The organism is Campylobacter canadensis (genome assembly GCF_013177655.1).
In the GTDB taxonomy this organism is placed as follows: domain Bacteria; phylum Campylobacterota; class Campylobacteria; order Campylobacterales; family Campylobacteraceae; genus Campylobacter_E; species Campylobacter_E canadensis.
Window position 1 is genome coordinate 1,685,308 of the sequence record NZ_CP035946.1, and the last position, 26,260, is coordinate 1,711,567.

Below are 26,260 nucleotides of genomic sequence, written 5' to 3' on the forward strand. Positions count from 1 at the left end.
TACACCTCAATTAATTACATTTTTTATAAACTCTCCTTAAAAATATTTAATAAATTTTAAATGATTTTTATTTTAATTTACATTAAAAATTAAATGGAATTTAAAATAAGAGTTAGAAAAACTTTGTATTATAAAATTATTAAATGATTTAAAGGATTTTTATGAAGTTTCTTCCAGAAAATAAAACAGAACTAAAAGAGCTTTTAAGTAATAAATCTATCAATTTAGCCGATATAAACACAAGCTTAATAACTGATATGAGCTATCTTTTTTACAATACCACAAGATCTAATTTTGATGGTATTAATACTTGGGATACTAGCAAGGTTGAAAGCTTTGAAGGAATGTTTGCTAAGGCAAGTAACTTTAATGAGATAATCACTTTTAATACTTGCAATGCTAATAATCTTAGCAAGATGTTTTTTGCATGTGAAAAACTAAATCAAGCCTTAGTTTTAGATGTAAAAAACGCTAGTGATATTAGCGAAATGTTTTATGGTTGTGAAAATTTAAATAGTAAAATTAGTTTTAAAAATAGTGAAAATATACAAAATGCTTCTATGCTTTTTAAAAATTGTAAAAAGCTAAATGTTAAGATAAATTACGAATTTGCTAATCTTTTAAACGCTGATGAAATGCTTAGTTATTGTTATAAATTAAATCAAGAAATAAGACTTATTGCGCCAAAACTAAAAAGTGCAAATGCAATGTTTAGCTACTCATCAAATCTAAATAGTGATGTATTAATAAAATCAAATGATTTAATAGAAGCAAAAGAACTTTTTAGCAATTGTTATGAAATGAGAGCAAAAATCACTCTTGATATTGATTTTAGCAAGTTACTTTATACTAGCTTTATGTTTTTATCTTGCAATAATTTACGCCATGTAGATATTGCGTTTAGAGAAGATGTAGATTTTTATACAGCGTTTATAGGTTGTGATAAATTAGATAAAAAAATAATAAGAATTCATAATAGTAACAAATATTATAAAATCAAAAATTTTGAAGGTTATAAGCGTGATGATATAGACGCAAAAACTCTTTTAAAACTTCGTAATGATAGTAAAGTTAGCAAGATTTATACACATAAAATTGAGTATATTGATGGACTTATTTATCTTGCTAACACTGATGAAGAACTATTAAATATGGAGTTTAAAAATAATTGTTTTATTCCTAAAAATAAAGATGAATTAAAAAGGCTAATTTATGAATTTAATGCTAGTTTGGACATGATAGATGTTTGTAAAATTGATGATTTTAGCTATTTATTTGCAGATAAATTGAGTAATGATTTTGATTTTAAACCTTTAAAAAACTGGAATACTAGCAATGCTATTAATATGCAAGCAATGTTTTTAGGACAAAGTAATTTTAATCAAAAAATCACTTTTAATACAAAAAATGTGAAAAACTACAAGCAAATGTTTGCAGGGTGCAAAAATCTTAGCAAGGTGCCATTATTAGATACATTTAATGCAGAAAATATGCAAGAAATGTTTAATAACTGTCCTAGAATTAAAATTATTAACGAAAGTAAAGAATTTGTAATCTTACAAGGCAGTGGGGATTTAAATAAAGATAAGATAAAATATAAAATACCAAAAAATACAATAATAAAGGCAAAAAATGATTGAGTATGCAAGTAAGCAAATCCGTTTTATAAAAGAGCTTTTAAGATGTAAATATTATGGAAATATTGATAATAAAAAATTTGTTTTAGACTACGAGCAAAACGAATATGAAAATTTTCCTTTAGAATTTTGCTCAAAAAATCTAAGAGATGATTTAAAGGTAGTAAAACTAGCAGTATATTATGAGCCCTTTGCTTTAGCACTTGCAAGCGATAGATTAAAAAATGAACGCAATTTGATTTTATACGCATTAAAAAATGAAGATAATAGACATTATCCTATTTTTATGTTTGCAGACAAAAGATTAAAAGACGATGAAGAATTAGCATTAAAAGCGATGTATGCAAATATAGAAAACGGTTTTTATGTAAGCCCTAGGCTTAAAAAAAGTAAAGAATTTTGGCTAAAAGCTGAAGCAATGCTAATTTATAAAGCAAAAGGAATTAATGAATATTACAAGGATAATTTTTGTGATTGTTTGCCACACACTTTACATTTTTTACATAAAAGTATAAAAGATGATGAATTTATAAAAAAACTCTTAGCAGTAAAGCCGCATTATCAATTAGATGAGTTTAAAACAAAAACTAATTTAACACACATAACAACAAATAAAACACTAAAAACAACAAAACCAAAAACTCATAAAGTTAAAATCAATATAAGTCAAGAAATAAATCGTATGACAAATATACAAAGGCAATATTTTGCACAAATAGAAAAATATTATGATGATGATTTGCCTTTAAATTTGAGTTTAAATATAAATAATTTTATGATGAATTTATCACAGAAATTTTATGGCGAAAAAGATACTGAAGAAACAAATACTATTGAAAATGATAATAATATGATTTATAAACCTAAAAATAAAGATGAACTAATAAAACTAATTGATGAAGATATAAGGCTTCATCAAATTGATATTAGTTTAGTAGATGACCTTAGTTATTTGTTTAAAGATAGCATTAGAAGTAATTTTAATGCTATTAATGATTGGGATTTTTCTCATGTAAAAAACCTTAAAGCTATGTTTATGAATGCAAAGAATTTTAATCAAGCACTAAGGATTAATACTAAAAATGTAGAAGATTTTAGCCAGATGTTTAGTGGTTGTATAAACTATAATCAAAAAATAGATTTTGATTTTAGTTCAGCAAGAAATGCTAGTGCTATGTTTAGCGATTGTACGGCATTAAATAGTGATATTAATTTACATAATTCTACTAATTTAATAGATGTTTCAAAAATGTTTAGAAATTGTACTAATTTTAATGCAAAACTTAATCTTAATACAAGCAAAGTTACAAGTATGAGAAAAATGTTTGAAAATGCAAAGAATTTAAATCAGGAAATTGATTTTGATACTTCTAATGTAACTGACTTTTCTGCTATGTTTAAGGGTGCAAGTAGTTTTAATCAAAAGCTTAATTTTAATACTAAAAACGCTAAAAATATGAGCTATATGTTTGCGTATGCAAGTAGTTTTAATAAAGAACTAGATTTTATTACAGATAATGTAGAAGATTTAAGCTTTATGTTTTGTACGGCAAATCGCTTTAATAAAGCGGTTAATTTTAACACCTCAAATGCTATAAATATGGCTGGTATGTTTTGTAGAGCGTTTTCTTTTAACCAAGAGCTTAGATTTAATACTAGCAAGGTAAGAAATATGAGCAAGATGTTTAGTGATACATATAGTTTTAATCAAGAACTTGATTTTGATACTAGAAGAGTTATTAATATGAGCTCAATGTTTTATAACGCAAAAAAATTTAACAAAAAGCTTAATTTTAATACTTGCAATGTGGTAGATTTTTCATATATGTTTGCAAGTACGAGCAAATATAATCAAAAATTTGATTTTAATATAAAACAAGCCGTTCATATAAATGGTCTTTTTTCAGGAGCTTTAAGTTTTAATCAAGAGATTAATCTTAATTTGCCAAAGCATATAAAATCACTTAATAATTTTTTAAGTTTTACGCATAATTTTAATTCAAAAATCACTTTAAATACTGAAAATATAAAAGATTTTTCATCTATGTTTGAAAATGCAAGAGTTTTCAATCAAGAACTTAATTTTGATACAAGAAGTGCTACAACAATGCAAAGAATGTTTGAAAATGCAAGAGATTTTGATAAAGAGCTTAATTTTAATACGGCAAATGTAACAACAATGAATAGAATGTTTAAAAATTGCGAAAGATTTAATTCAAATGTAAATTTTAGCGATACTTCAAAGGTTAAAGATATGAGCGATATGTTTGCTGATACGCTTTTATTTGATAAAAAAATTAATTTCAACACTAATTCATTGATGTTTGCTTTTAATTTTTTAAACGGAGCAAAATCTTATTCAAGGGTTGTTAAACTAAAATTAACAAACATTATAAGAGATGAATATGTATTTAAACCAGGAGATAGTTATAGATAAAGCTATTTGGAATGTAAAATAAGCATTTCAAATTCTTAAAATACATTTATGTATTTATTTTAGCGTTTCGCTCCATTCTACTTCGGTTAATTTTTTAAGACTTTTAGCCATAAAAGCACTATAAGTTTTGCCTAAAATAACGCCTATTGCATAGTCTTTTCCGACTGAACAAATGCTACCCTTATCATTATATTTAAAAGGTTCGTTAAATTCAGTTCCTTCAAACTTTGCATTTAGTCTTTTTGCTAGGTATTTTCCTTGCTTACAAGCAATTTGTGCAGTAGGTGCGAAATTTGAAACAATCGCCGAATCTCCTAAAACATAGCAATTATCAAAATTAGGCGCCATCAAATATTCATTTACTAAAACTCTATTATTTTTGTGATTAAAACCACTATTTGCAATCACTTCACTACCCTTAACTCCAGCTGTAAAAATTATAGTTTTAGCTTCTATATAATTATTTTCATCGTTTAAGAATAATTTATCATCAACTTTTTTAATGATTTTATGAGAACTTAGAACTTTTACTCCTAGATTTTCTAAATAATTTCTAGCTTTTTTAGCTAAATCTTTAGCATAAACAGGCAAAATCTCATCCATTGCTTCAACCAAATATAAATTAATGCTAATTCCTAGATTTTTACAAGTTGTAGCGATTGAGCCACAAAGCTCTACTCCGCTAAGCCCTGCACCGCAAATAATTACATTTTTATTTTCATAAAGCTCAAGATTTTTATAAAGTGTTTCAGCAGTATTTAAAGCGTTTTTATAATTTATTATATTTAAGCACTCATCAAGCCCAGCAATGCCAAAGGTATTTATGCTCGCACCAAGCCCAACATAAAGCTCATCATAATCATAATTCGCATTCTCGCAAACAACCTTGCCGTTTTCAATGCTTTTTACCTTATCGCAAATTAAAGTTACATCTTTAGGTAGTATGCTTTTTAGATTTATTACTATGTCTTTTTCGCTTTCTCTTGCTGCGATTTTGTGTAGTTCTGTGGTTTTATAATGATATGGGTTATTGTTTATTAGTATAAATTCTGCTTTGCTTAGATTTTTCTTTTTAATCTTTTTAATTAGGGTTAAATTCGCATACCCAGCACCTAAAAATACAATTTTTTTTATAACCTCTCCTTTAAAATTATTTAATAAATTTTAAATGATTTTTACTTTAATTTACATTAAAATACACGAAATAAATTCCTTAATTTAATTTTATGTGTATAGTAATATAAAAGTCTTTTTAAATAAACATGTTTTATTCAAAAAATTTGCAACTATTATTTTTTAAATTAAAATAAATGCCTATAATCATTTACCTTACTTATCTTCGTTATTTTCTTGATTTATATTATTTGTTTCTATTTTAATTTGTGATTTTTGACTTACCTCTTTTTTAATATTACTTTCAATATCATCATTATCTTTTATAGGTAAAGTATAGAATAATGCTGATATAACAAAAATAATAAATACATTTAAAGGTCTTATCAATACCCAATGAAAATTTATCCATTGATCTTTTGTTATTTCAGCTTGTGTTTTTTGGTTTTTAAAATCACTTTTATATATGATTGATATAAAATTATAAAAAGATAACAATAAAAATAAAGTAAAAATAGCAATAAAAATAATTAATAAAATTTTATCATCATTTTTGATAAAACTCAATAATTCAAGCTCTATTTTCAACCCACTGTCAAATACCATGAAAATTGCTGCAAAAACTCCTAAAATGGTTATAAATTCTTTTTTTAAATTATTAGCATCACTTTTTATTATATCAAATTCTGATTTAAAGCTATCAAATTCTGATTTAAAGCTATTGAATTCTGATTTAAATTTTAATATTTCATTTATATTTTCTTTTGTACTTTGAAAGTCTTTTAACCTATTATATTCTAAATTTATGTGATCTATAAGTTTAATAAATTTTTTCCTTATACCTTCAATCTTATCGTCTATATATTTTTCAATTTCTGTTAGATTATTAATAATAATTTCCATGCTTGCAAAATTATCTTTGACAAATACACCAATTTCCGAGTAACTATGCCTAAAATCATTATTTTTATATATTGTTTTAATTGTATTGGCAATATCTTTAAAATTATCTTCAGAAACTTTATCATCAGATAATTTTTTCAAAATATCTAATAATATTTTAGTATAGCTTTTGACACTAGTCAACTGAACTGGTTCTGTATTTTTAATGCTTTCTATTAGTTTATCATTTAAATCCATCTATAAACCTGCATCTTTTTTTATAAGCTCTTTACTTATAACACTATCGTTATTTTTGCAAGTCTTATCCCATGCACCATCTGGCATATGACTCCACTCAACAAGCCTCCACGGTTCTATATTAACCAATCTATCTATATTGTAATTTAAAAATTCTGACACTTCATTATCAACATCACAATGTGGTTGCTCAAGCCCTATAGGAATCCCACCATAACAAGAAAATCTATCATATACACTTCTTATAACAGGTCCATATCGCCAAGCCTCAAACGGATAGTCATCCAAATCTTCTATCAAAAACTTGTTATACTTTCCAAGATATATCAAATTGATAAAATAAAGCATTTTTTGGAGCTTCAAATTACTTACTGGTAACCCAAGAGCTATAGATCTATTAACGATATACGATGCTAAATCATATATTTTCAATTACTTATCCTTACAATGTTTTTATTAGATTATACACTTTTTAGCTTTAATTGATGATTAATTATAATTATTCCTTTATAAAAAATATAGTAAAATACAAACAAATAGTTACATAATAAAAACACTAATAGCTCAGTATTTTATAATGTAAAATGCTTTAAATAATTATTTAAATAAACTACAAAAAACTATTGAATTTAATTAAAATTTTCAAAAAATATATTTGAATAAAATCAAAAATTGATTTAGTAAAACTAGTATAGAATATAAATAAAGATATTAAATATAAAAAATTAATTTTAACAATACCTCAAAAGCTTATAAAGACAAATAAACTAATAACGCAAACGATATAAACTAACTTAGAAAATAAAAATACATGTAACTTATAAAATATTATCTATGCCAATAAAAACATTATTATATAAGCTATACTGCACCCATAATAATCTTACAAATTTAGAAAAATCAAACACTATAATCAATAAAATAGATATAAAAATATAAAAGAAGTTATTAATATAAAAGAAATTAACAGGCTAATCATTGATAAAAAATATGAAATTTTGCCAAATTTTATTGAAATAATTTCAAACAATGCAGGTATCACTAAAAAGTGTAGTAAAAATTTTATCAAAAATAAATAATAATGTATTTAATACTATTTTTAATAATCCACAAAACTTTTGTGAAAAAGTTAGCAATAAAATCAATGAAACCAAAGCATTATTGCTTACTGTTGGGCTGGAGCATAACAAGACCGATGAATTAAACAAAAGTTCAAAAAGAATTTATAATATAATAATGCTTAATTCTAATATAGAAAAAGAATTTTTACAGCACTATAAAAAGCACAAACAAATCAAACTTTTTATAAAATTAACTAATTAGTTTAAAATCCAAACTCCTTTAGGTGTTTATAATCCTGATTAAATAATAGCTAAAGATAATAAAGTTTATTTTGTAGTAGAAACTAAAGGAAATTTAAGTGAGCTTAATAGAATAAAAAATAAAAATCATAAAATAGAATGTGATAAAAAGCACTGTAAATTGTTTAATGTAGCATACAAAGAAGCTACTAATATAAATAATATTTTATAAAATCACTTATATTCCTGTTTTAAATTCCATAATTTTTGAAAAATTTGAAATAAGAATTTATAATTCTTAATTTTATCTACATTTTTAAGATGATAATCGCTGTTAAATACGGCTTTTATTTCATCAGTGTTTAAAAGACTTTTAATTTCTTTATTTTCATTTATTGCTTCCGCTAAACTAAAGTTTTTTGCTCTATATTTTTTTATAGCTACATTCTTTTGTATGTTTTTAATTTCACTTTTAACACTATCATATAAAGCTTTAAATAATTTATATTTTATATGCAATATATATTTATTAATAATAAATTTAAAAATTAAGATTAAAAGTTATAATCGCACCTTTATTGACACTTTCTATACTAATTTTTCTATCTACTAAGAAATAACTAATCATACCAGCTAATAATCCTCCTGCTATTACATCATGAGTGTAATGTTTTCTAGCTTTTACTCTAGAATATCCAACATAAGTAGCTAAAATATAAGGAATTATTGCTTGATTTAATCCGTATCTTTTATGAATAAAAGAAGCCGATGTAAAAGAAGCAGCAGAATGACCACTAGGAAAAGATAGACTATTTGATTTATTGGGTCGTTCTTCTCTTACAACTCGTTTTAAGATTTCTACACTAGCTTGAGTACTTACAAAACTTATTAAAAAATTTTTACCACCATCTACAAAATCATCATTGTAAATAGTAGTTACAATTGCATAAAAAGGCAAAGAAATTTGCACTATATCGCCTATCTTTCTAGCCTTTTCTTTATCTGTAAAAATATTAGCATAAAGATTTGATAAAATTACGAAAAATATTATAATTTTTTTCATATACAGCCTTTAAAATTACATAAAAGCCGTATTTTACCCCCCCCCTTAAAGTAAGCTGAAAATCTTTTAAAGACTAAATAGTTAAAATAAATATTTAAAAATTATTAAATATAATATGCAAATAAAAATAAAATTTAATTTGATTTTTCTAAAATATTCAAGCACCTTAAAGCATTCAAAAAACACAAATAAGCATATTTTATATAAAGCCATTAACTAAATTTATTAAAAATTAAAATAGCCTGTATTTAAAAACCACCACCTAAAAGAACCTTAAAGTAACAAGTAAAACTACTAGCAACAATTTAGTAACAATCAAGCTTATTAAAAAATATCAATAAGCAATAGCTTTACTCCTTACGTAAAAGACTAATAATCAAACTTATTAAAAACACTAAAAACTATTTATTTTTCTTATCTTTTTTAGTACTAATCTTTTATTTTTTCTTATCTTTTTAGCATTAATCTTTTATTTTTTCTTATCTTTTTTAGCATTAATCTTATTTATATTATCTTGATGCTTTTGCTTTATTTTTCTTTCTTTTTCTTCTAGCTTAGCTTCTTGTGCTTTTAGTTTATCTTTAGCCTTAGTTATCTTTTGCATTTCATAAGAATGTTTTTCTTCTTCTTTTATTTGTCTTAAACTTGTGTTATCTATTAAGCCATTATTACAATTACTTTGTATTCTTTCTTTTAAAGAATTTAAATAAGTAAGCTTTTCTTGATTTATCTTTTTAGCTGATTTAGCCTTTGTGATTTGATTATCTATTTTAGTTAATTCTACATTACATTCTGCAGCAAATAAAGTTATGTAACTTAAGCAAAAAATACTTAATATTTTTTTCATCTTGTCTTCCTTTTGTTTAAAATAAATTATATTATATTTATAATTTATAAATTTATTGTAATAAAAAAAGTATTTTTTTATATAAATTCTAAAAGATAAAAAATAGCTTGTTTATTTTATTATTAATAAGCATTACATCTGTTATATTAAGTTTATTTGCTATGTTTTTTGGATTTTTATTTAAACTTTGCTCCTTTATTTTTATTTATTATTTGCTTTTGTTTTTTTATTTGTAGTGTTTGTTTTTGTTTGTTGTTTGTTTTTTTGTTTGTAGCATTTATGTAGGTGTTTGTCTAGGTATTTGCTTTTGCGATAAGATTATTTCCTTTAAATACTCGTTATTACTTGCATATATATCATTTATTATATTTTGTACTTGATTTTGTAAGTTTTACTTTTTTGATTATATTATCTTTATAAATTAGCTTTTTATATTAGTATGAGATTTTACTTACTGCTATTGTGTTTTTTTAATGATTTCATCTTTATAGGTTGGATTTTCATCTAAGAATTTTATTAACTCATCATTATTCACGCTCTATACTCCTTTAATTTTTAAAAGAGTTTAGCCTTTTGTAAAATTTAGTTTTAGTGCTATAATCTTTAAAAAAAAGAGATTATAAAAAATATATATCTTAACCTTTAATTAAAAAGCTAAAATAATATGAATTTTATTTAAGCAATCTCATACAATCTCATACAATCTCATACAATCTCATACAATCTCATACAATCTCATACAATCTCATACAATCTCATACAAAAACATTTAGCATATAAATATAAAAACACATAATTAAGCTAAGTAAAAAACCTTATATTAATCCTTAAATTAAGTAAAGAAGTTAAGCTAATATGACTATTTATAATTTTTGTATTTAATAGTCTTTGTTTTCATTAAATAATCTAAACTTGATAAAGAGCTATTTATATATTGTCCTATTAATATCTACTTTTTAATACATAATAATTCATCTTTTAATACTTTTAATGTACTTAATATCTTTTAATATACTTAATAACTTTAAAAACTTTAATAGCTTAGCTTATTAATAATAAAAAACAAAGTAAATTCTTATACACTTTAATAAACATAAATAAAGTATAAAAATTAAGAGCTTAAATAATAAAAATAATAAAAATAATAAAAATAATAAAAATAATAAAGATAAAAATAAAACAATAAGACAAAGATAAAATTACTAAAGATAATTTAATAATTTTGTAATTTCACAATAAAATTAACCAAGATATTTAATCCAATAAAAACAAGTAAAATTATACAAGGAATAAAGATAAAAATAAAACAATAAGACAAAGATAAAATTATTAAAGCTATTAACAATAAAAACAAATAAAAACGATTATAAAAAGTAGATAAATAATAAAGTCTAAAAATAAAAAAAAGAATATTAACAAGTCTGCAACGAGTTACTTTCCCCATGCCAGTAAGGCGTAGTATCATCACCCACAATGTGCTTAGCTTCTTGGTTCGGGATGGGACAAGGCGTTTCCACATTTGTATAATCACAGACATTGTTATTTAAATCTATTCACAAGTAATAAACTTAAATAACAATGTAAGAGCAAGTAATCAACTTCTTACTAAACTTTTTAAAGCTAAAAGTGATGCAGTTATTTTAAAGGAGAGCTAAAAGAACGACTAAGACTAGACTTTGTGTCTGCCAAAGGAGTTCAACGACGCTATCGTTTAAAAAACAAGTCAATTAAAACCTTAGCAAGGAAGTAATGCTTATAAAGATAAGCGGACGGTCTATTAGTATTGGTCAGCTAAATGCCTTTCAGCACTTACACACCCAACCTATCAAGCAGCTAGTCTTGCTGCGACCTTAAGAGAAGATTCATCTTAGAGTTGGCTTCGAGCTTAGATGCTTTCAGCTCTTATCACTTCCAAACTTAGCTACGCTGCGATGCTCTTGGCAGAACAACAGCTACACCAGTGGTTTGTTCAACCCGGTCCTCTCGTACTAGGGTCAAATCTCTTCAATCTTCTTACGCCCACGGCAGATAGGGACCGAACTGTCTCACGACGTTCTGAACCCAGCTCGCGTACCGCTTTAAATGGCGAACAGCCATACCCTTGGGACCTGCTCCAGCCCCAGGATGCGATGAGCCGACATCGAGGTGCCAAACCTCCCCGTCGATGTGAGCTCTTGGGGGAGATCAGCCTGTTATCCCCGGGGTACCTTTTATCCTTTGAGCGATGGCCCTTCCACACAGAACCACCGGATCACTAAGACCGACTTTCGTCTCTGCTTGATGTGTTTATCTTGCAGTTAAGCTGGTTTATGCCTTTATACTCTACAAACGATTTCCAACCGTTTTGAACCAACCTTTGTAAGCCTCCGTTATTTTTTGGGAGGCGACCGCCCCAGTCAAACTACCCACCAGACATTGTCCTATATGAGGATAACTCATACTAGTTAGCTACCCAAATAAGAAAGAGTGGTATCTCAACAGTGGCTCATAATAAACTGGCGTCTATTACTCAAAGCCTCCCACCTATCCTGCACATTCTTATCCAAGTAGCAGTGTCAAGCTATAGTAAAGGTCCACGGGGTCTTTCCGTCTTGCCGCGGGTAGGAGGAATTTTCACCTCCACTACAATTTCACTGGATCCCTCTTTGAGACAGCTCCCATCTCGTTACGCCATTCATGCAGGTCGGTATTTAACCGACAAGGAATTTCGCTACCTTAGGACCGTTATAGTTACGGCCGCCGTTTACTCGGGCTTCGATCAAGAGCTTCGCTAATGCTAACCCCATCAATTAACCTTCGAGCACCGGGCAGGCGTCACACCCTATACATCCTCTTACGAGTTAGCAGAGTGCTGTGTTTTTGGTAAACAGTCGGGAGGGACTCTTTATTGTAAGTTTCCTTGCTTTCGGAGTAAATCCTAATACAAGGCTAACCACACCTTATACCGAAGATACGGTGCTATTTTGCAGAGTTCCTTAAAGAGAGTTCTTCCACGCGCCTTAGAATACTCATCCCACCCACCTGTGTCGGTTTACGGTACGGGCAACATTATCTAAACTTAGAAACTTTTCTTGGCTCGACGGCATCAGCAAATCTTTCTTCCATCCGAAGACTTCAAAAATCCCATCAGTTCTCGGTGTATTCTTATACGGATTTTCCTGTATAAGCACCTACGACCTTAGACTAGCACTTCCATCAGCTAGCTTGCTTAGCCCTAAGCGTCCTTCCATCGCACAATAATGTTGGTATTGGAATATTAACCAATTTTCCATCGCATACCCCTTTCGGACTTTGCTTAGGACCCGACTAACCCTACGATGACGAGCATCGCGTAGGAAACCTTGGGTTTACGGCGTTAATGATTCTCACATTAATTATCGCTACTCATGCCTGCATGCTCACTTCTATACGCTCCAACGCTCCTTACCGGTACATCTTCAACGCATATAGAACGCTCTCCTACCACTTGCACTTAACTCTAAGTACTTTTTATTTATTCTAGCTCTTAGTATTTTAAAGAATAAGACTTTAAAGTAAAGCTTTTTATTAAATAATTAGAGTTAAGTGCAAGTCTACAGCTTCGGTACTTATTTTAGCCCCGTTATATTTTCCGCGCAAAATCACTAGACCAGTGAGCTATTACGCTTTCTTTAAAGGATGGCTGCTTCTAAGCCAACCTCCTGGTTGTTAAAGTAACTTCACATCGTTTTCCACTCAAATAAGATTTAGGGACCTTAGCTGGTAGTCTGGGTTGTTCCCCTCTTGACGACGGATTTTATCACTCGCCGCCTGACTGCTGTGATTACACTATAAGTATTCGGAGTTTGATAGGGTTTGGTACATTGGTGTATGCCCTAGCCCATTCAGTGCTCTACCCCTTATAGCTACTACACAACGCTATACCTAAATATATTTCGGAGAGAACCAGCTATCACGAAGTTTGATTGGCCTTTCACCCCTATCCACAAGTCATCCGGAGCCGTTTCAATGGCCGTCGGTTGGGTCCTCCACTAGCTCTTACACTAGCTTCAACCTGCTCATGGATAGATCACTTCGTTTCGGGTCTGCAGCATCTGACTTAATGCTCTATTAAAACTCGCTTTCGCTACGGCTTCGCGTTTGCTTAACCTTGCCAGACACCACAACTCGCAGGCTCATTATGCAAAAGGCAGTCCATCACACTGTATTGCTACATAGTGCTCTGAATGATTGTAAGCAAATGGTTTCAGGTTCTATTTCACTCTGATCACCTCAGTTCTTTTCACCTTTCCCTCACGGTACTTGTGCACTATCGGTCAAATAGTAGTATTTAGGGTTGGATAGTGGTCTACCCAGCTTCAGACAAGATTTCACGTGTCTCGCCCTACTCAGGATACTGCTAGGTATAAAAAAGATTTCATATACGGGAGTATCACCCTCTACGCTTTTGCTTTCCAGCAAATTCTACTATCTCTTTTAAGTCCATATTGCAGTCCTACAACCCCCAGTGCAAGCACTGGGTTTGCCCTCTTACGCTTTCGCTCGCCGCTACTAGCGTAATATCTATTGATTTCTTTTCCTGTAGGTACTAAGATGTTTCAATTCCCTACGTTAGCTCCATTAGTGGTAATATATATCTCTATATATTGGGTTGCCCCATTCAGAAATCTACGAATCAAAGCCTCTTGACGGCTCCTCGTAGCTTATCGCAGTCTAGTACGTCTTTCATCGCCTCTATTTGCCAAGGCATCCACCATTCGCTCTTTATAGCTTACCTTTATATAATGTTTAAATATTTTTCATAAGAAATATATTTGCATGCATTATTGTTATTTTTTATTCTAAAACGCATTACTTCCTTGCTAAAGTTTTCTTAATCCAAGACGGAAAGCATTTGCTATTTTATATACTAGTAAAAGAATATATAAAATCGTGTCAGCAAAAGTTATAAACTTTTAAAACTTATTAATAAAGATTAAAAGTGATTAAGTCTTTAACAAGAATATGAAATTGTTTTACTTGCTTGTGACTCTTAACATTGATATGTAAAATAACTTATTTTATAACATTTAAAGTATTAATAAAATTGGATTTTTTATTTAATTTCTTTATCGTTAAAAAACATAAAGATGAAATAATACATTTTTAAGCTTAAAAAATACTTAAATATATAAAAAATAAAAAATATTTTTATAGTGTTTTATGGTGTTTTATTTTTGGAGGTGTTTTTTTGGCGGGGGGGGATAATTATGTATGGTGTTAAATAATACATATAAACTAAGATATAAACTAAGATATAAACTAAAATATAAACTTAAATATATTAGTTAAGGGCTAAAAATAATAAAAATAATAAAAAGATTAAAAAACCAAGCAAGTAAAATAAAGAAGTAAAAATAATTATAAGCAAATAAATTAAAAAACATTTATACTAACTTAATTTCTTTTCTTAGATATAAAAATAAATTAAAAACAATCTAAATTAGCTTAATTAAAATTAATACATTCGCTTTTATCTACTATTTTAGAAAAACCTATGTAATTAAGCTTTATGCAAATATAATCATCCTTGCTTGAAAGTTTTATATAATAGTGCTGAATACTATTAAAATCATATATATTACTTGATAAATTACCAAATTCATTAAAATAAATCGTACTAGTTTTTTTAATTTTTGCTTTATTATCATAATAATAAAAAGCAGCTTTAATAATATTTGCACTTTTACTTAAATTAGCTCTTGGGGTAAATAAGCTTTTATCTATACTAACTCCACTAAAAGGAGCTGCTATTAATAAGCTTTTATTTATATAATCTTTTACTATTTCATTTTTATCAGGATTAGAACTTGACTTACCAGCTTTGTCTGCAAAGATTGTATAGCCTATTTCTTTATTTTTAGAACAAATATATTTTTTGTATTTTGCATTATAAGTATTTGCTATACAATGAAACCTAAGTCTAAAATATTTTTTCTTATAATCATCATTATTTGCTCCATCATAAAAATCATAACTTAAAGCATTTATTTGTGCATACTTAATATCATTCATCAAAGCTCTTGCACTTTCTTCTAAGCTATTAATACTATGTATTTTAGATAATGCAACACTTGATAAGATTGCTATTATTACAATAACTATAACTAATTCTAAAAGGGTATATGCTTGTTTGTTATGTGTGAAGTTGTTTGCTTTGTTATATGGGAAGTTGTTTAAAACCTTATTTAAGTCTTTATACTTGCCTTTGTTTGTGTTTAAAACTTTGCTTATATTTGTGTTTAAAACTTTGCTTATATTTGTGTTTTTTATTTTATTGATACTTGTTGTATTGATAGTTAGTTTTTTGATAGATTTTGTATTAATATCTTGCTTGTTGATATCTTGTTTGTTGATATCTTTTGTATAAAAAGAATAAATAAGAAATGAATTTATGAAATTATTATTATATTTTTTAATGCTTAGCATAGATATTGTTACTTAACCTTTATTTTTATTTTATGTTTTTTAAATATTTTATATGATATTAGTAAAATAAATTAATGTAAATTAAATAATTGTATAAAAATAAAAGTTAAAGATGATGGGGGTGCATATAATTATTCTTTAATATCTAATTTTAAAGCTTCTTTATAGGTTTTAATATCATAATTTTCTAATTTTGTAATAAATTTGTTAAATTCTTCTTCCATATTTTCCACTGTAATGATATTTATCATTTTGATAATTATTTATATTATCACTAAATTTTTCATTAGCAAAAAAATAAATTTTCACATTTTTGTATTTTGATAATTCTTTAATACCAACTGTATAAATACCTATCAAATTATCGATATTTTTTATAAAATAAATATTGCAATATATAATCTCTTTCTTTTATTGTAGAACCATTTAAAGTAATATTGATATATTTTCCATTTTTTAATTCTTTTAAATCACTCATTAAAAGCATTGATGTTCCAAGCATAACACTGTCAAAATTATAATTATCAATTACTCTTTTTGCTGATAATCTAGTATCGCTATTATAATAGTTAGGATATTTTTCGCTAAATTATCGCCACGGATCATAAAAATACATTACACTTGAAACATATAAAATTCCTAAAATTCCTAATAATAAAACTAAAATGCTTATGGTTATTCTTTTTAAATATCTATTCATAAATGCTCCTAAAAATTAAAATATATAAATTTTGTATAAGGAGTTACGTTAATTTGTAAAATACTCCAAAGTAAAATTAATCCAATAAATATAAAATATCTATCTTTTAATATAAATTTCTGATAAATATTTATTTGCGAAGCTCTAAATACCAAAACAAACACCATCATTAAAAGCACAACGTTTAGCATAGTACTTTGTCCTATAGTAAAATGATCTCCCCATTTGCCAAATGAAAACAAAGAATTATCTTTAAATAGTCTTTGCATATTAGGGCTTAATACAATTTGTCCATGCAGCAAAAACATACTCTTAACAACGCTTAAAGCATCATTTATACTAGTAGCTCTAAAAAATACCCAAGTAATATTAATAAACTCAAATGTAATAATCCACATTATTACTTTATAAAGCTTATAATTTAATCTATTCTTAAACAAATTAACATTAGCAAACACACTCATATATGCTTTATGAATACATATAGCAATTCCATGCAAACTTCCCCATACTATAAAGCCCCATCCAGCTCCATGCCATATACCACTTATTAAAAAAACTATAAATAAATTTATGTATTGTCTAGATTTGCCAACCCTACTTCCTCCAAGTGGAATATAAATATAATCTTTTAAAAATCTTCCTAAACTAATATGCCATCTTTGCCAGAACTCTGAAATACTTAAAGACTTATAAGGAGAATTAAAGTTATAAGGTAATTTTATATTAAAAAATAATGCTAAGCCTATAGCCATATCACAATATCCGCTAAAATCAAAGTAAAGCTGGGATGTATAAGCATGAGTTAATACCCAACTTTCAATTAGATTTAATACTCCGCCACTTTCAACAAACTTATAAGTTGCATCAATACTGGGTGCTAAATAATCAGCTAAAGCTACTTTTTTAAATAAACCAATCACAAAAAACAATAATCCTAAAGCTATGTTTTTATATCTTACTATAAAGTTGTTTGGATTAATAAACTGTGGCATCATTTCTTTATAATGCACAATAGGTCCAGCAATTAGTTGTGGAAAGAAGCTTACAAATAAACTAAAATTTATAAAGCCTACAACGCCCCCACCCACTAGAGTTTTTATATCACGCTGATATTTATAACAATCACTTAAAAATGCAATTTGCTGAAATGTAATAAATGAAATTCCAAGCGGGAGTAATATTGTTGGATTTATAATATCAAGGCTAAGTATATTATTTATGTTATCTATAATAAAATATTTATATTTAAAATATCCTAGTATTGATAAATTTAAGCCTATTCCAAGACTTAGTAAAAGTTTGCTTTTATACCTCATTAATAAATAATAAAAACTATAATTTATTAAAATATAAGCTATTAATATAAATACAAGTGAATATTTAAAATAAGCATAGAATATAAAGCTAGCAAATATCATGAAAACTTTTGCTAGATTTATTTGCTTATAGTAATTTAGTAAGTGGTATAAAATAAATGTTATTGGTAAAAATATAAATATAAATAAGTTAGAATTAAAAAGCATTTTACTTTTCCTTATTCTTATTTAGCTCTAAAATAACACGATTTAAATAATTATCTAATTCTTGCAAAAAATAATTTTTAATTTTAAATCTACTGTTTTCATCTAAATCTTTATAATCACATAAAGGAATTTCTAATTTTCTACATAATAACTCATAATATTGTTTGATATACTTATACGAATTATTTTTGCTATGAACAATTGTATTTCGTACAGCATATAAATATTTCATAAAATTATCATTATCTTTATTAACTTTTTTTGGAAAAAATTTATTTTTAGCCATATTTTCATAAAATAATTTATACATTTCATTAATAAAATCTGTTACATTATTGGTTTTAAATAAATTTTCAATATCTTTTTTTGATATTTTATCTACAATAATATTATTATTTTTATTATAAATATTTTCATATAATTTAAAAGTATTTTTTGGATATTTTTCTTTTTCTTTCACAATATAATACATACTCCCACAGCCAATAGCAGCTAATGCTACTGTTATACCTGTGCGTATAAGAATAATTGGTAACATTAATACACACTCCTTAAAAATTACTTACACGATTATATATTGTACAGAAAAAATAACAAAATATAAGCAAAACATAAAAAAGAATTTAAGATTAAATAAATAAATAAAAATGGTGGAGAATAAATGGTGGAGAATAGCGGGATCGAACCGCTGACCTCCTGCGTGCAAGGCAGGCGCTCTCCCAGCTGAGCTAATTCCCCTTAAAACAACATCAACATTTCAACCTTTGATATCCAAACAAGGACAAGAGATAAATGAATACTCTTTTGTGAGAAAGAGTATTTGTACTCTAGAAAGGAGGTGATCCAACCGCAGGTTCTCCTACGGTTACCTTGTTACGACTTCACCCCAGTCGCTGATTTTGCTGTGGACAGTAACTATTTTAGTATTCTGGCTTAAAGCACAATCAACTCCCATGGTGTGACGGGCGGTGAGTACAAGACCCGGGAACGTATTCACCGTAACATAGCTGATTTACGATTACTAGCGATTCCGGCTTCATGCTCTCGAGTTGCAGAGAACAATCCGAACTAGGACATATTTTATAGATTTGCTCCATCTCGCGATATTGCGTCTCATTGTATATGCCATTGTAGCACGTGTGTAGCCCTAGGCATAAGGGCCATGATGACTTGACGTCGTCCACACCTTCCTCCTCCTTGCGAAGGCAGTCTATTTAGAGTGCTCAGCCAAACTGTTAGCAACTAAATACGTGGGTTGCGCTCGTTGCGGGACTTAACCCAACATCTCACGACACGAGCTGACGACAGCCGTGCAGCACCTGTCTTATGGTTCTAGCAAGCTAGCACCCTCTTATCTCTAAAAGGTTCCATAGATATCAAGCCTAGGTAAGGTTCTTCGCGTAGAATCGAATTAAACCACATGCTCCACCGCTTGTGCGGGTCCCCGTCTATTCCTTTGAGTTTTAATCTTGCGACCGTACTCCCCAGGCGGTATGCTTAATGCGTTAGCTGCATTACTGAAATGACTAGCATTCCAACAACTAGCATACATCGTTTAGGGCGTGGACTACCAGGGTATCTAATCCTGTTTGCTCCCCACGCTTTCGCGCCTTAGCGTCAGTTAAGTTCTAGCAGATCGCTTTCGCAATTGGCATTCTTAGTAATATCTACGGATTTTACCCCTACACTACTAATTCCATCTGCCTCTCCCTTACTCTAGACTATCAGTTTCTTAAGCAGTTTAATGGTTAAGCCATTAGATTTCACAAAAGACTTGATAATCCGCCTACGCGCCCTTTACGCCCAGTGATTCCGAGTAACGCTTGCACCCTCCGTATTACCGCGGCTGCTGGCACGGAGTTAGCCGGTGCTTATTCTTACAATACAGTCAGTATTCTTCTTGTAAAAAAGGAGTTTACGCTCCGAAAAGTGTCATCCTCCACGCGGCGTTGCTGCTTCAGGCTTTCGCCCATTGAGCAATATTCCCCACTGCTGCCTCCCGTAGGAGTCTGGACCGTGTCTCAGTTCCAGTGTGTCTGATCATCCTCTAAGACCAGATATGCGTCATAGCCTTGGTAAGCCATTACCTTACCAACTAGCTGATACAATATAGCCCTATCCCTTACCGAAAAACTTTCCCACCTTAACTTATGTTAAAGCGGAGTATAGAGTATTAGCAGCCATTTCTAGCTGTTGTCCTCTTGTAAGGGGCAAGTTAGCTATACATTACTCACCCGTGCGCCACTAATCCGTCTAGCAAGCTAGACTTCATCGTTCGACTTGCATGTGTTAGGCACGCCGCCAGCGTTCACTCTGAGCCAGGATCAAACTCTCCATAATTTTATGAAGTGTTTAAAAGAAATGCTATTAAATAAATAATAGCTTTTGTAACTAGCTCTTGATCACTTGTTTAGATATCAAAGATTGACGTTGAAAAATGTTTTAACAAAAATAAATAAAAATAACGATATTTAATAACAATAATAAAAGTAATAAAGAAAATTAAAAACTTTTTATAAAGCTTTGTTTATGGCTTATATATTAAGTTAATTTGATTTATTCTTTCTATGGTTAAAAAACATAAAGATGAAATAATACATTGTTAAGCTTAAATAAAGCTTAACGATTAGGAATTTTATTTTAGATTATTGTTTTTTTTATTAAATATGCTAAAAAATTTAATAAGTTATTATCAATATTTATATTGTAATTTTCCTTCACTATTGAGCTGTTAAAAAGACTGTCTTTATCTTTAAAATACTTGTCTTTTATATATTTATTGCCTTGAGCAAAGTATTTTAAATACTCTTCTTGAATATCTTTTGGTAAAGAAAAATTATTATTCTTGTCATTAAAAAATTTTGCTATCAGTTGATTTAATTCTCTTCTTTTAGGATTTACCTTGCCATCTTTATAAAAAGGATAGTCGTTATTTAAAAACTCTAAAATCTTTAATCCTAATAAATCTATACTTTCATTACTTTTTGATAAATTTATTTCTAAATCAGGAATATTAATATTACAAGCTTTGCAAAAATCACTAATTAAATCATTATTTTCAAATTCGTTAAAATCAAAAATTCTAACATTAATATTTGTAAAAAATTGCTCGTATTTTTTTATCACACTGGAGTAATCACATATATTTAAATACCAATCATTTATACTATAATCTAGTATATTTGCGGCTTTTATTGCTTCACTGTATGCTGAATTTATAGCTTTTATTTGTTCTCTTATATAAATAATTACATAAACTTCATCAAAAATGCTTAAAAAATCTTTTAAATTTTGTATTTCTTCTTCATAAAATAATCTAGCAGTTAAGTGTTCGCTTGAAAAAATAACACTTTTACAATTACTTTTTAAAATCTCATCATAAATTGCTTTTTTTCTTTTTTCAGTATGTTTAATAAAATCATCTTTATTTTTTATATTTTTATTTACTAAATAGAAGTCATTTTCATCTTTGTGCTTGTCATAATTATAATTTATTGCTGCTATGCTCCACTGAGATGAGTTTTTTCCAGCTGATAATGGATATAAAATACCGTTTTGTAATAATTTTTCATAATTTTGAGTAAGGAATTTTTGAATGCTAGTTGTACCTGTTTTTTGAACACCTATGTGAAGATAACATTTCATTAATTACCCCCCCCCATAAGTAAAATTTGCTCTAAAGCAAACAAAGCTATTACGGTAAGCTTAAACATTAACACCCCCCCCGTTGCAAAATGATTTTCATCTAACATTTTGTAATTAAACTTTAAAAAATCTTCTTTGTATAAGGCATTTACCGCTTTTACTTCATTTTCTTGATAATATTTTAAATATTCTTCGTGCTTTGAGCGATTTAGATGCGGTAAAAATATATTTTTATTCAAATAAATTTTAGTAAAAAGCAAAAAATCTGCAGCAATTTTTTCATATTTTCCTATAAAATTTACTATTATTTCTTTTTTTGCATTGCAAACAAATTTATATTGTTCTCTAAAATGAATATGAGATAAAACTTTATTTTTATATTCTTCATTATTTAAGATATTAAAACAAAACTCACTAAAACTAGTATCTTTAATAAAATAATAAATTTCTAAATCGCTTCCACGCATTGCACCACCATCTTTTAAATAAAAAAATGCGGATATAAATCTATCATAAGGATTTCTAACAAAAGCAAAAGACTTTAAAGATAAAAACTTATTTTCATCTTCTTTAAAATACCTTATAGCAGGAGTGTGACCTACTAGCCAATTTGTGTTATAAATACTTTTTTCAATACTTGTTCCAGCATTTTTTGGAATATGAATAAAAAGCACATTTTCTTTAAAAAATATATCTTTAAAAAGCATTAATCTTCCTTAAAAATTTTTTTATCCTTGCAAATATGTTTAATTTATTTTTTATAGAAATTATATACTCTTTGTTTGCTTTTAGTTTAATAGAATTTTTACTTTTTATATTATCAACTTCTAATATTTTATTATTAGATATGCTTATATTTATATCTTCTAAGGATATAGCTTTTATTTTAAAATTAGCATTACTCAAAATATATATTTTACCTTCATATTCAGCAATATTAGGATTTTTCAATAAAAGTAAATCTCTTTTAGAATTTCTTATATTTCTAATTTTTATATAAATATCTTTTTTGCTACTTTTAAAAGCAATATTAAATACATCATTATCCTTACATCTAAAACTGTATTTAAATGGTGTTGCTTTATTTACAAGATAATCATCTTTAATAATTTGTTTTGCATTAATAAACAAATCACTTATGTAAATATTTGCATCTGAATAAAGCTCCATTTTTATCAAACCGCTATTTTTCGCCTTAATAAAAAAATTATTTTCTTCTTTCTTAAAAGCAAGCAATAAACCATTAGATTTTTTTGTTTGAATTTTAGATATTAACTGTGCGGTATTTTCTACTATACTTGCGTTTTGAATATAGTTTAAATGACTTAAATTATTTGTTTTTAAGAAAGCTAAAATATTTTGATTTCTAATTTTATATTTTAAATTTAAAATAAAAAATGATAACAAAAGTTCATCTTTATACTTATTTTTTAAATTATTATCAAACTTATCATAAATATTATATAAAATACCAACATAAGAATATAAATATTTATAAAAAATGTCATTTTCTATATTCATTTGTTTTAACAATCTCATTAATAAAATTGTCATTTTAATTCTATCTTGAAAATTATTATTAATATTTGCTGTAATTGATTTATTATTTATGCTTCTATAATAAATATTTTTTCTTAAAAGTGAAATTCTTTTTGCCTTAAATAAAGCCTTTGCAAAAAATAAATTATCTTCATAACATAATCTTTCATTAATAAAAAATATATCATTTTCTAATAAAAAATCTTTTTTATATGCAGTTAAACAAGAAGATACTGCTATTCTTGTTATAAAATCTTTGCAATCTTCATAATTAAAAACTTCTTTAAAATTATTTGCAAAAACTTCTAAAGAATAGTAAGGATTTTTTTCTATTTTTTTACTTGATTCAATGTAATTACTAGCTTTATATAAACACATATCAAGGTTATTTATCTGCATTTTATTATAAATTTTACTTAAGCAATTTTTATGTATAAAATCATCAGCATCTAAAAAGAAAATATATTTTGCGTTAGCCTTTTTTATACCTTCATTTCTAGCAATAGCCAAACCTGAATTTGCTTGATTAAAGATGCTAATTCTATAATCATTATAAACTCTTATTATATTTAAACTTCTATCTGTACTACCATCATTTATTATAATAATTTGTATTTGCTTAAAGGTGTTATTAATAACACTATCTAAACATCTATTTATAAATTCTTCTTTATTATAAACACAAATTATAATACTAATTTTAGGACACTGTAATAAAAAAAACTGCTTTACTTCTTTATAATCTTTAAAAACAAATTCTATTATTTTCTCAATAGCATCATAATCTAAATTACAAAAAGATTTTTCATATAAAAAAGAAGATTTTATTCTTTTATAAAAACTATCCTTTACTAAATCAAAAATTCCAAGCGATAATAATCTTAAATAAAGCGCTTTAATTGCTTTAAAAAAAGCTGCTATATTATCCCTTTTTGCTGAAATATTAGTACCGTGATTTATTCTATAATACACTAAAGGCTGATTTAAAAAAGCTATTTTTTTACTACACGCTAAAGCACTATATGTAAAAGTTAAGTCATTTGCCATAGGTAAATCTTCAAAATATAAGTTATTTTCTAGCAAAAAACTTCTTTTAAATAATTTTGTCCAAGCATTTGGATTTGTAAGTAAATATAATTTATCATAAATATCTTTTGTATATTCATAGTCTTTTAACATAGGGTTTAAACTAAGAGTATTAATCACATTAGCACTTTCTTCGCAATAAATATGATTTGTAAAAACACACAAATCACAATCTTTTATATGATTAACGCAAGTATTTAACATATTAGATTCTAAATAATCATCAGAATCTAAAAAATAAACAAAATCTCCACTAGCCTTGCTTAAACCATAATTTCTAGCATTAGCACAACCTTTTTTCTCATTTAAAAAATACTTAATCCTTTCATCTTTATATGAAAATACAATATCTTTTGAGCCATCAGTAGAAAAATCATCAACTATAATAATCTCATAATCACTATAACTTTGTAAAAGGATTGAATCAAGGCATTCTTTTATATATTTTTTAGCATTATATAGCGGTATAACAATACTTACCATTGATTATACCCCCCCCCATTTTCTTATAATAAAATTTATTTAAATTTTCTTTAGTAAAAAGGTTGCAAGTATCGTAAATATTGGGTTTTTGCATTAAAGAGTGTATTTTATCTAAATTAGCGTTTTTATAATCACTCCAAGGAACTAAAAACACTGCTAATTCTTGATTTTTAAAGCATTCATAAAAATCTTGTTTATAAGCTATCTTATTAGCAAAATATTTTTTTGCATTATTTAGGGCTTTTGGGTCGTGAAGGGTGATTTTTACATTGTTTTTTAATAATTCTTCTATAAGCAAAATAGCTTGAGAATATCTTATATCATCAGTATTTGCTTTAAATGAGCAGCCAAAAATCGCAATATTTTTTACATTAAATTCTAAAATATTTTTACATATTAGCTTTACTCTATTTTGATTTGATTTTATACTTGCATTTAAGATACTAAGATTTACTTTTTTCTTTTTTGCAAAGGAATTTAAAGCAGTGCTATCTTTTGGAAAACAAGAACCGCCATAACCTATTGAAGCATTTAAAAAATAAGGTGCTATTCTTTTATCAAGCCCCATTCCTAAAGAAACTAAATTAATATCACAATTACTTTTTTCGCATAAATTTGCCAATTCGTTTATAAAAGCAACCTTTAAAGATAAAAAAGAATTAGAAGCGTATTTAATCATTTCAGCATCATTAATTGATGTAAAAAATAATTTATCGCTATTGTTATAAAGCTTAGTTAAAAGCTCTTTACTTCTTTCATCTTCAACCCCGCATATAATTCTATCAGGATTTAAAAAATCTTCTAAAGCACTACCTTCTTTTAAAAATTCTGGCACGCAAGCAATGTGGAATTTTAATTTTGGATTTTTCTTTTGCAATAATTTTTTTATACTAAGAGTTGAACCTGGAATTACGGTTGATTTAATACAAAGCAAAACACCATTTTTTAAATACTTATAAATACTATCAATAACACTTTTTATATAAGATAAATCAATTTGATTATTTTTGTCATTTGGTGTTGGAACACAAATAAAGATAATATCTTGGTTTTTAACATTTTTAAAATCACAACTAAATTGAATATTATTTTGTTTTAAAAGCTCTTCATTTAATTTTTTTTCATAAAAAATACTTTTTTTAGATTGTAAGTTCTTAATTCTATCTTTATCAATATCAATAACGCTAATTACCCCCCCCCTATTGGCTAATAGCATATTAAAGCCAACCGCAGTAGGTAATCCCACATAACCACTACCTATTATTTGTATATTCATTAACACCTTCCTTTTTTAAA

18 protein-coding genes, 1 tRNA gene and 3 rRNA genes are annotated in these 26,260 nt (G+C 27.0%); 4 read left to right on the top strand and 18 right to left on the bottom strand.

What is annotated here, in order from left to right; genetic code table 11:
* Positions 1–161 precede the first annotated feature (161 nt).
* Together CCANL266_RS08135 and CCANL266_RS08140 are read left to right on the top strand one after the other, a co-directional pair.
* Positions 162–1,640 (top strand): BspA family leucine-rich repeat surface protein, encoded by a 1,479-nt coding sequence (locus CCANL266_RS08135; protein ID WP_172233894.1) that lies wholly within the window; start codon positions 162–164, stop codon positions 1,638–1,640.
* The gene (locus tag CCANL266_RS08140) at positions 1,633–4,074 is read left to right on the top strand and encodes a BspA family leucine-rich repeat surface protein (RefSeq protein ID WP_172233896.1); all 2,442 of its coding nucleotides are present in this window, start codon (positions 1,633–1,635) and stop codon (positions 4,072–4,074) included. The genes CCANL266_RS08135 and CCANL266_RS08140 overlap by 8 nt, the downstream gene beginning before the upstream one ends.
* 54 nt (positions 4,075–4,128) lie before the next feature.
* Here CCANL266_RS08140 and CCANL266_RS08145 read toward each other — a convergent pair whose 3' ends face one another.
* The 3 genes from CCANL266_RS08145 to CCANL266_RS08155 form a co-directional block, all read right to left on the bottom strand.
* Positions 4,129–5,208: an NAD(P)/FAD-dependent oxidoreductase gene (locus tag CCANL266_RS08145; RefSeq protein WP_172234439.1), complete on the bottom strand. Its 1,080-nt coding sequence runs from the start codon at positions 5,206–5,208 to the stop codon at positions 4,129–4,131.
* A 195-nt stretch (positions 5,209–5,403) separates the two neighbouring features.
* A complete protein-coding gene (locus tag CCANL266_RS08150) occupies positions 5,404–6,327 on the bottom strand; it encodes a hypothetical protein (protein ID WP_172233898.1) in 924 nt (307 codons plus the stop codon).
* Positions 6,328–6,675 carry a Panacea domain-containing protein gene (locus CCANL266_RS08155; protein WP_224316089.1) on the bottom strand — a complete coding sequence of 116 codons (348 nt, stop codon included), beginning with the start codon at positions 6,673–6,675 and terminating at the stop codon, positions 6,328–6,330. It lies immediately after the preceding gene.
* Positions 6,676–7,356: 681 nt separating this feature from the next.
* Between CCANL266_RS08155 and CCANL266_RS08160 the strand changes: the two genes are divergently transcribed.
* Together CCANL266_RS08160 and CCANL266_RS09840 are read left to right on the top strand one after the other, a co-directional pair.
* Positions 7,357–7,650 carry a hypothetical protein gene (locus tag CCANL266_RS08160; protein WP_172233902.1) on the top strand — a complete coding sequence of 98 codons (294 nt, stop codon included), beginning with the start codon at positions 7,357–7,359 and terminating at the stop codon, positions 7,648–7,650.
* Between the two features lie 45 nt (positions 7,651–7,695).
* Positions 7,696–7,860 carry a restriction endonuclease gene (locus CCANL266_RS09840; protein ID WP_224316087.1) on the top strand — a complete coding sequence of 55 codons (165 nt, stop codon included), beginning with the start codon at positions 7,696–7,698 and terminating at the stop codon, positions 7,858–7,860.
* A 2-nt stretch (positions 7,861–7,862) separates the two neighbouring features.
* Here CCANL266_RS09840 and CCANL266_RS08165 read toward each other — a convergent pair whose 3' ends face one another.
* The 15 genes from CCANL266_RS08165 to CCANL266_RS08235 all read right to left on the bottom strand — a co-directional run bounded on the left by CCANL266_RS08165 (position 7,863) and on the right by CCANL266_RS08235 (position 26,240).
* Positions 7,863–8,147: a lyase family protein gene (locus tag CCANL266_RS08165; protein ID WP_172233904.1), complete on the bottom strand. Its 285-nt coding sequence runs from the start codon at positions 8,145–8,147 to the stop codon at positions 7,863–7,865.
* A 22-nt stretch (positions 8,148–8,169) separates the two neighbouring features.
* Positions 8,170–8,691, bottom strand: a complete 522-nt coding sequence (locus CCANL266_RS08170) for a phosphatase PAP2 family protein (protein WP_172233906.1) — start codon at positions 8,689–8,691, stop codon at positions 8,170–8,172.
* A 469-nt stretch (positions 8,692–9,160) separates the two neighbouring features.
* Complete coding sequence (locus CCANL266_RS08175; RefSeq protein WP_172230878.1) at positions 9,161–9,538, bottom strand: hypothetical protein; 378 nt, start codon at positions 9,536–9,538, stop codon at positions 9,161–9,163.
* A 1,418-nt stretch (positions 9,539–10,956) separates the two neighbouring features.
* A 5S ribosomal RNA gene (gene rrf / locus CCANL266_RS08180) occupies positions 10,957–11,073 on the bottom strand.
* A 222-nt stretch (positions 11,074–11,295) separates the two neighbouring features.
* Positions 11,296–14,294 (bottom strand): 23S ribosomal RNA (locus CCANL266_RS08185).
* A 710-nt stretch (positions 14,295–15,004) separates the two neighbouring features.
* Entirely contained in the window at positions 15,005–15,985 is a 981-nt protein-coding gene (locus CCANL266_RS08190) for a prepilin-type N-terminal cleavage/methylation domain-containing protein (RefSeq protein ID WP_172233908.1), read from the bottom strand.
* 361 nt (positions 15,986–16,346) lie between these two features.
* The gene (locus tag CCANL266_RS08195; RefSeq protein WP_172233910.1) at positions 16,347–16,487 is read right to left on the bottom strand and encodes a hypothetical protein; all 141 of its coding nucleotides are present in this window, start codon (positions 16,485–16,487) and stop codon (positions 16,347–16,349) included.
* Between the two features lie 206 nt (positions 16,488–16,693).
* A complete protein-coding gene (locus CCANL266_RS08200) occupies positions 16,694–18,004 on the bottom strand; it encodes an MBOAT family O-acyltransferase (protein WP_244948136.1) in 1,311 nt (436 codons plus the stop codon).
* A gap of 208 nt (positions 18,005–18,212) precedes the next feature.
* Entirely contained in the window at positions 18,213–18,749 is a 537-nt protein-coding gene (locus CCANL266_RS08205) for a hypothetical protein (protein WP_172233914.1), read from the bottom strand.
* Between the two features lie 124 nt (positions 18,750–18,873).
* A tRNA-Ala gene (locus CCANL266_RS08210) sits at positions 18,874–18,949 on the bottom strand.
* Positions 18,950–19,042: 93 nt separating this feature from the next.
* Positions 19,043–20,551 (bottom strand): 16S ribosomal RNA (locus CCANL266_RS08215).
* A 300-nt stretch (positions 20,552–20,851) separates the two neighbouring features.
* Positions 20,852–21,856: a hypothetical protein gene (locus CCANL266_RS08220; RefSeq protein ID WP_172233916.1), complete on the bottom strand. Its 1,005-nt coding sequence runs from the start codon at positions 21,854–21,856 to the stop codon at positions 20,852–20,854.
* A complete protein-coding gene (locus CCANL266_RS08225) occupies positions 21,856–22,563 on the bottom strand; it encodes a sulfotransferase family 2 domain-containing protein (protein WP_172233918.1) in 708 nt (235 codons plus the stop codon). Before CCANL266_RS08225 ends, CCANL266_RS08220 begins: the two co-directional genes overlap by 1 nt.
* Positions 22,553–24,964 (bottom strand): glycosyltransferase family 2 protein, encoded by a 2,412-nt coding sequence (locus CCANL266_RS08230; RefSeq protein WP_172233920.1) that lies wholly within the window; start codon positions 24,962–24,964, stop codon positions 22,553–22,555. The genes CCANL266_RS08225 and CCANL266_RS08230 overlap by 11 nt, the downstream gene beginning before the upstream one ends.
* Complete coding sequence (locus CCANL266_RS08235) at positions 24,936–26,240, bottom strand: UDP-glucose dehydrogenase family protein (protein ID WP_172233922.1); 1,305 nt, start codon at positions 26,238–26,240, stop codon at positions 24,936–24,938. Before CCANL266_RS08235 ends, CCANL266_RS08230 begins: the two co-directional genes overlap by 29 nt.
* Between the last annotated feature and the right edge of the window lie 20 nt (positions 26,241–26,260).

What these genes read in the sequence shown, in the direction of transcription:
- CCANL266_RS08190 (WP_172233908.1), bottom strand. Translation starts at nt 15,985, where the DNA reads ATGCTAAGCATTAAAAAATATAATAATAATTTCATAAATTCATTTCTT.
- CCANL266_RS08155 (WP_224316089.1), bottom strand. Translation starts at nt 6,675, where the DNA reads ATGCTTTATTTTATCAATTTGATATATCTTGGAAAGTATAACAAGTTT.
- CCANL266_RS08195 (WP_172233910.1), bottom strand. Translation starts at nt 16,487, where the DNA reads ATGCTTGGAACATCAATGCTTTTAATGAGTGATTTAAAAGAATTAAAA.
- CCANL266_RS08135 (WP_172233894.1), top strand. Translation starts at nt 162, where the DNA reads ATGAAGTTTCTTCCAGAAAATAAAACAGAACTAAAAGAGCTTTTAAGT.
- CCANL266_RS08235 (WP_172233922.1), bottom strand. Translation starts at nt 26,240, where the DNA reads ATGAATATACAAATAATAGGTAGTGGTTATGTGGGATTACCTACTGCG.
- CCANL266_RS08150 (WP_172233898.1), bottom strand. Translation starts at nt 6,327, where the DNA reads ATGGATTTAAATGATAAACTAATAGAAAGCATTAAAAATACAGAACCA.
- CCANL266_RS08230 (WP_172233920.1), bottom strand. Translation starts at nt 24,964, where the DNA reads ATGGTAAGTATTGTTATACCGCTATATAATGCTAAAAAATATATAAAA.
- CCANL266_RS08160 (WP_172233902.1), top strand. Translation starts at nt 7,357, where the DNA reads ATGCAGGTATCACTAAAAAGTGTAGTAAAAATTTTATCAAAAATAAAT.
- CCANL266_RS08170 (WP_172233906.1), bottom strand. Translation starts at nt 8,691, where the DNA reads ATGAAAAAAATTATAATATTTTTCGTAATTTTATCAAATCTTTATGCT.
- CCANL266_RS08205 (WP_172233914.1), bottom strand. Translation starts at nt 18,749, where the DNA reads ATGTTACCAATTATTCTTATACGCACAGGTATAACAGTAGCATTAGCT.
- CCANL266_RS08220 (WP_172233916.1), bottom strand. Translation starts at nt 21,856, where the DNA reads ATGAAATGTTATCTTCACATAGGTGTTCAAAAAACAGGTACAACTAGC.
- CCANL266_RS08225 (WP_172233918.1), bottom strand. Translation starts at nt 22,563, where the DNA reads ATGCTTTTTAAAGATATATTTTTTAAAGAAAATGTGCTTTTTATTCAT.
- CCANL266_RS08140 (WP_172233896.1), top strand. Translation starts at nt 1,633, where the DNA reads ATGATTGAGTATGCAAGTAAGCAAATCCGTTTTATAAAAGAGCTTTTA.
- CCANL266_RS08200 (WP_244948136.1), bottom strand. Translation starts at nt 18,004, where the DNA reads ATGAGGTATAAAAGCAAACTTTTACTAAGTCTTGGAATAGGCTTAAAT.
- CCANL266_RS08175 (WP_172230878.1), bottom strand. Translation starts at nt 9,538, where the DNA reads ATGAAAAAAATATTAAGTATTTTTTGCTTAAGTTACATAACTTTATTT.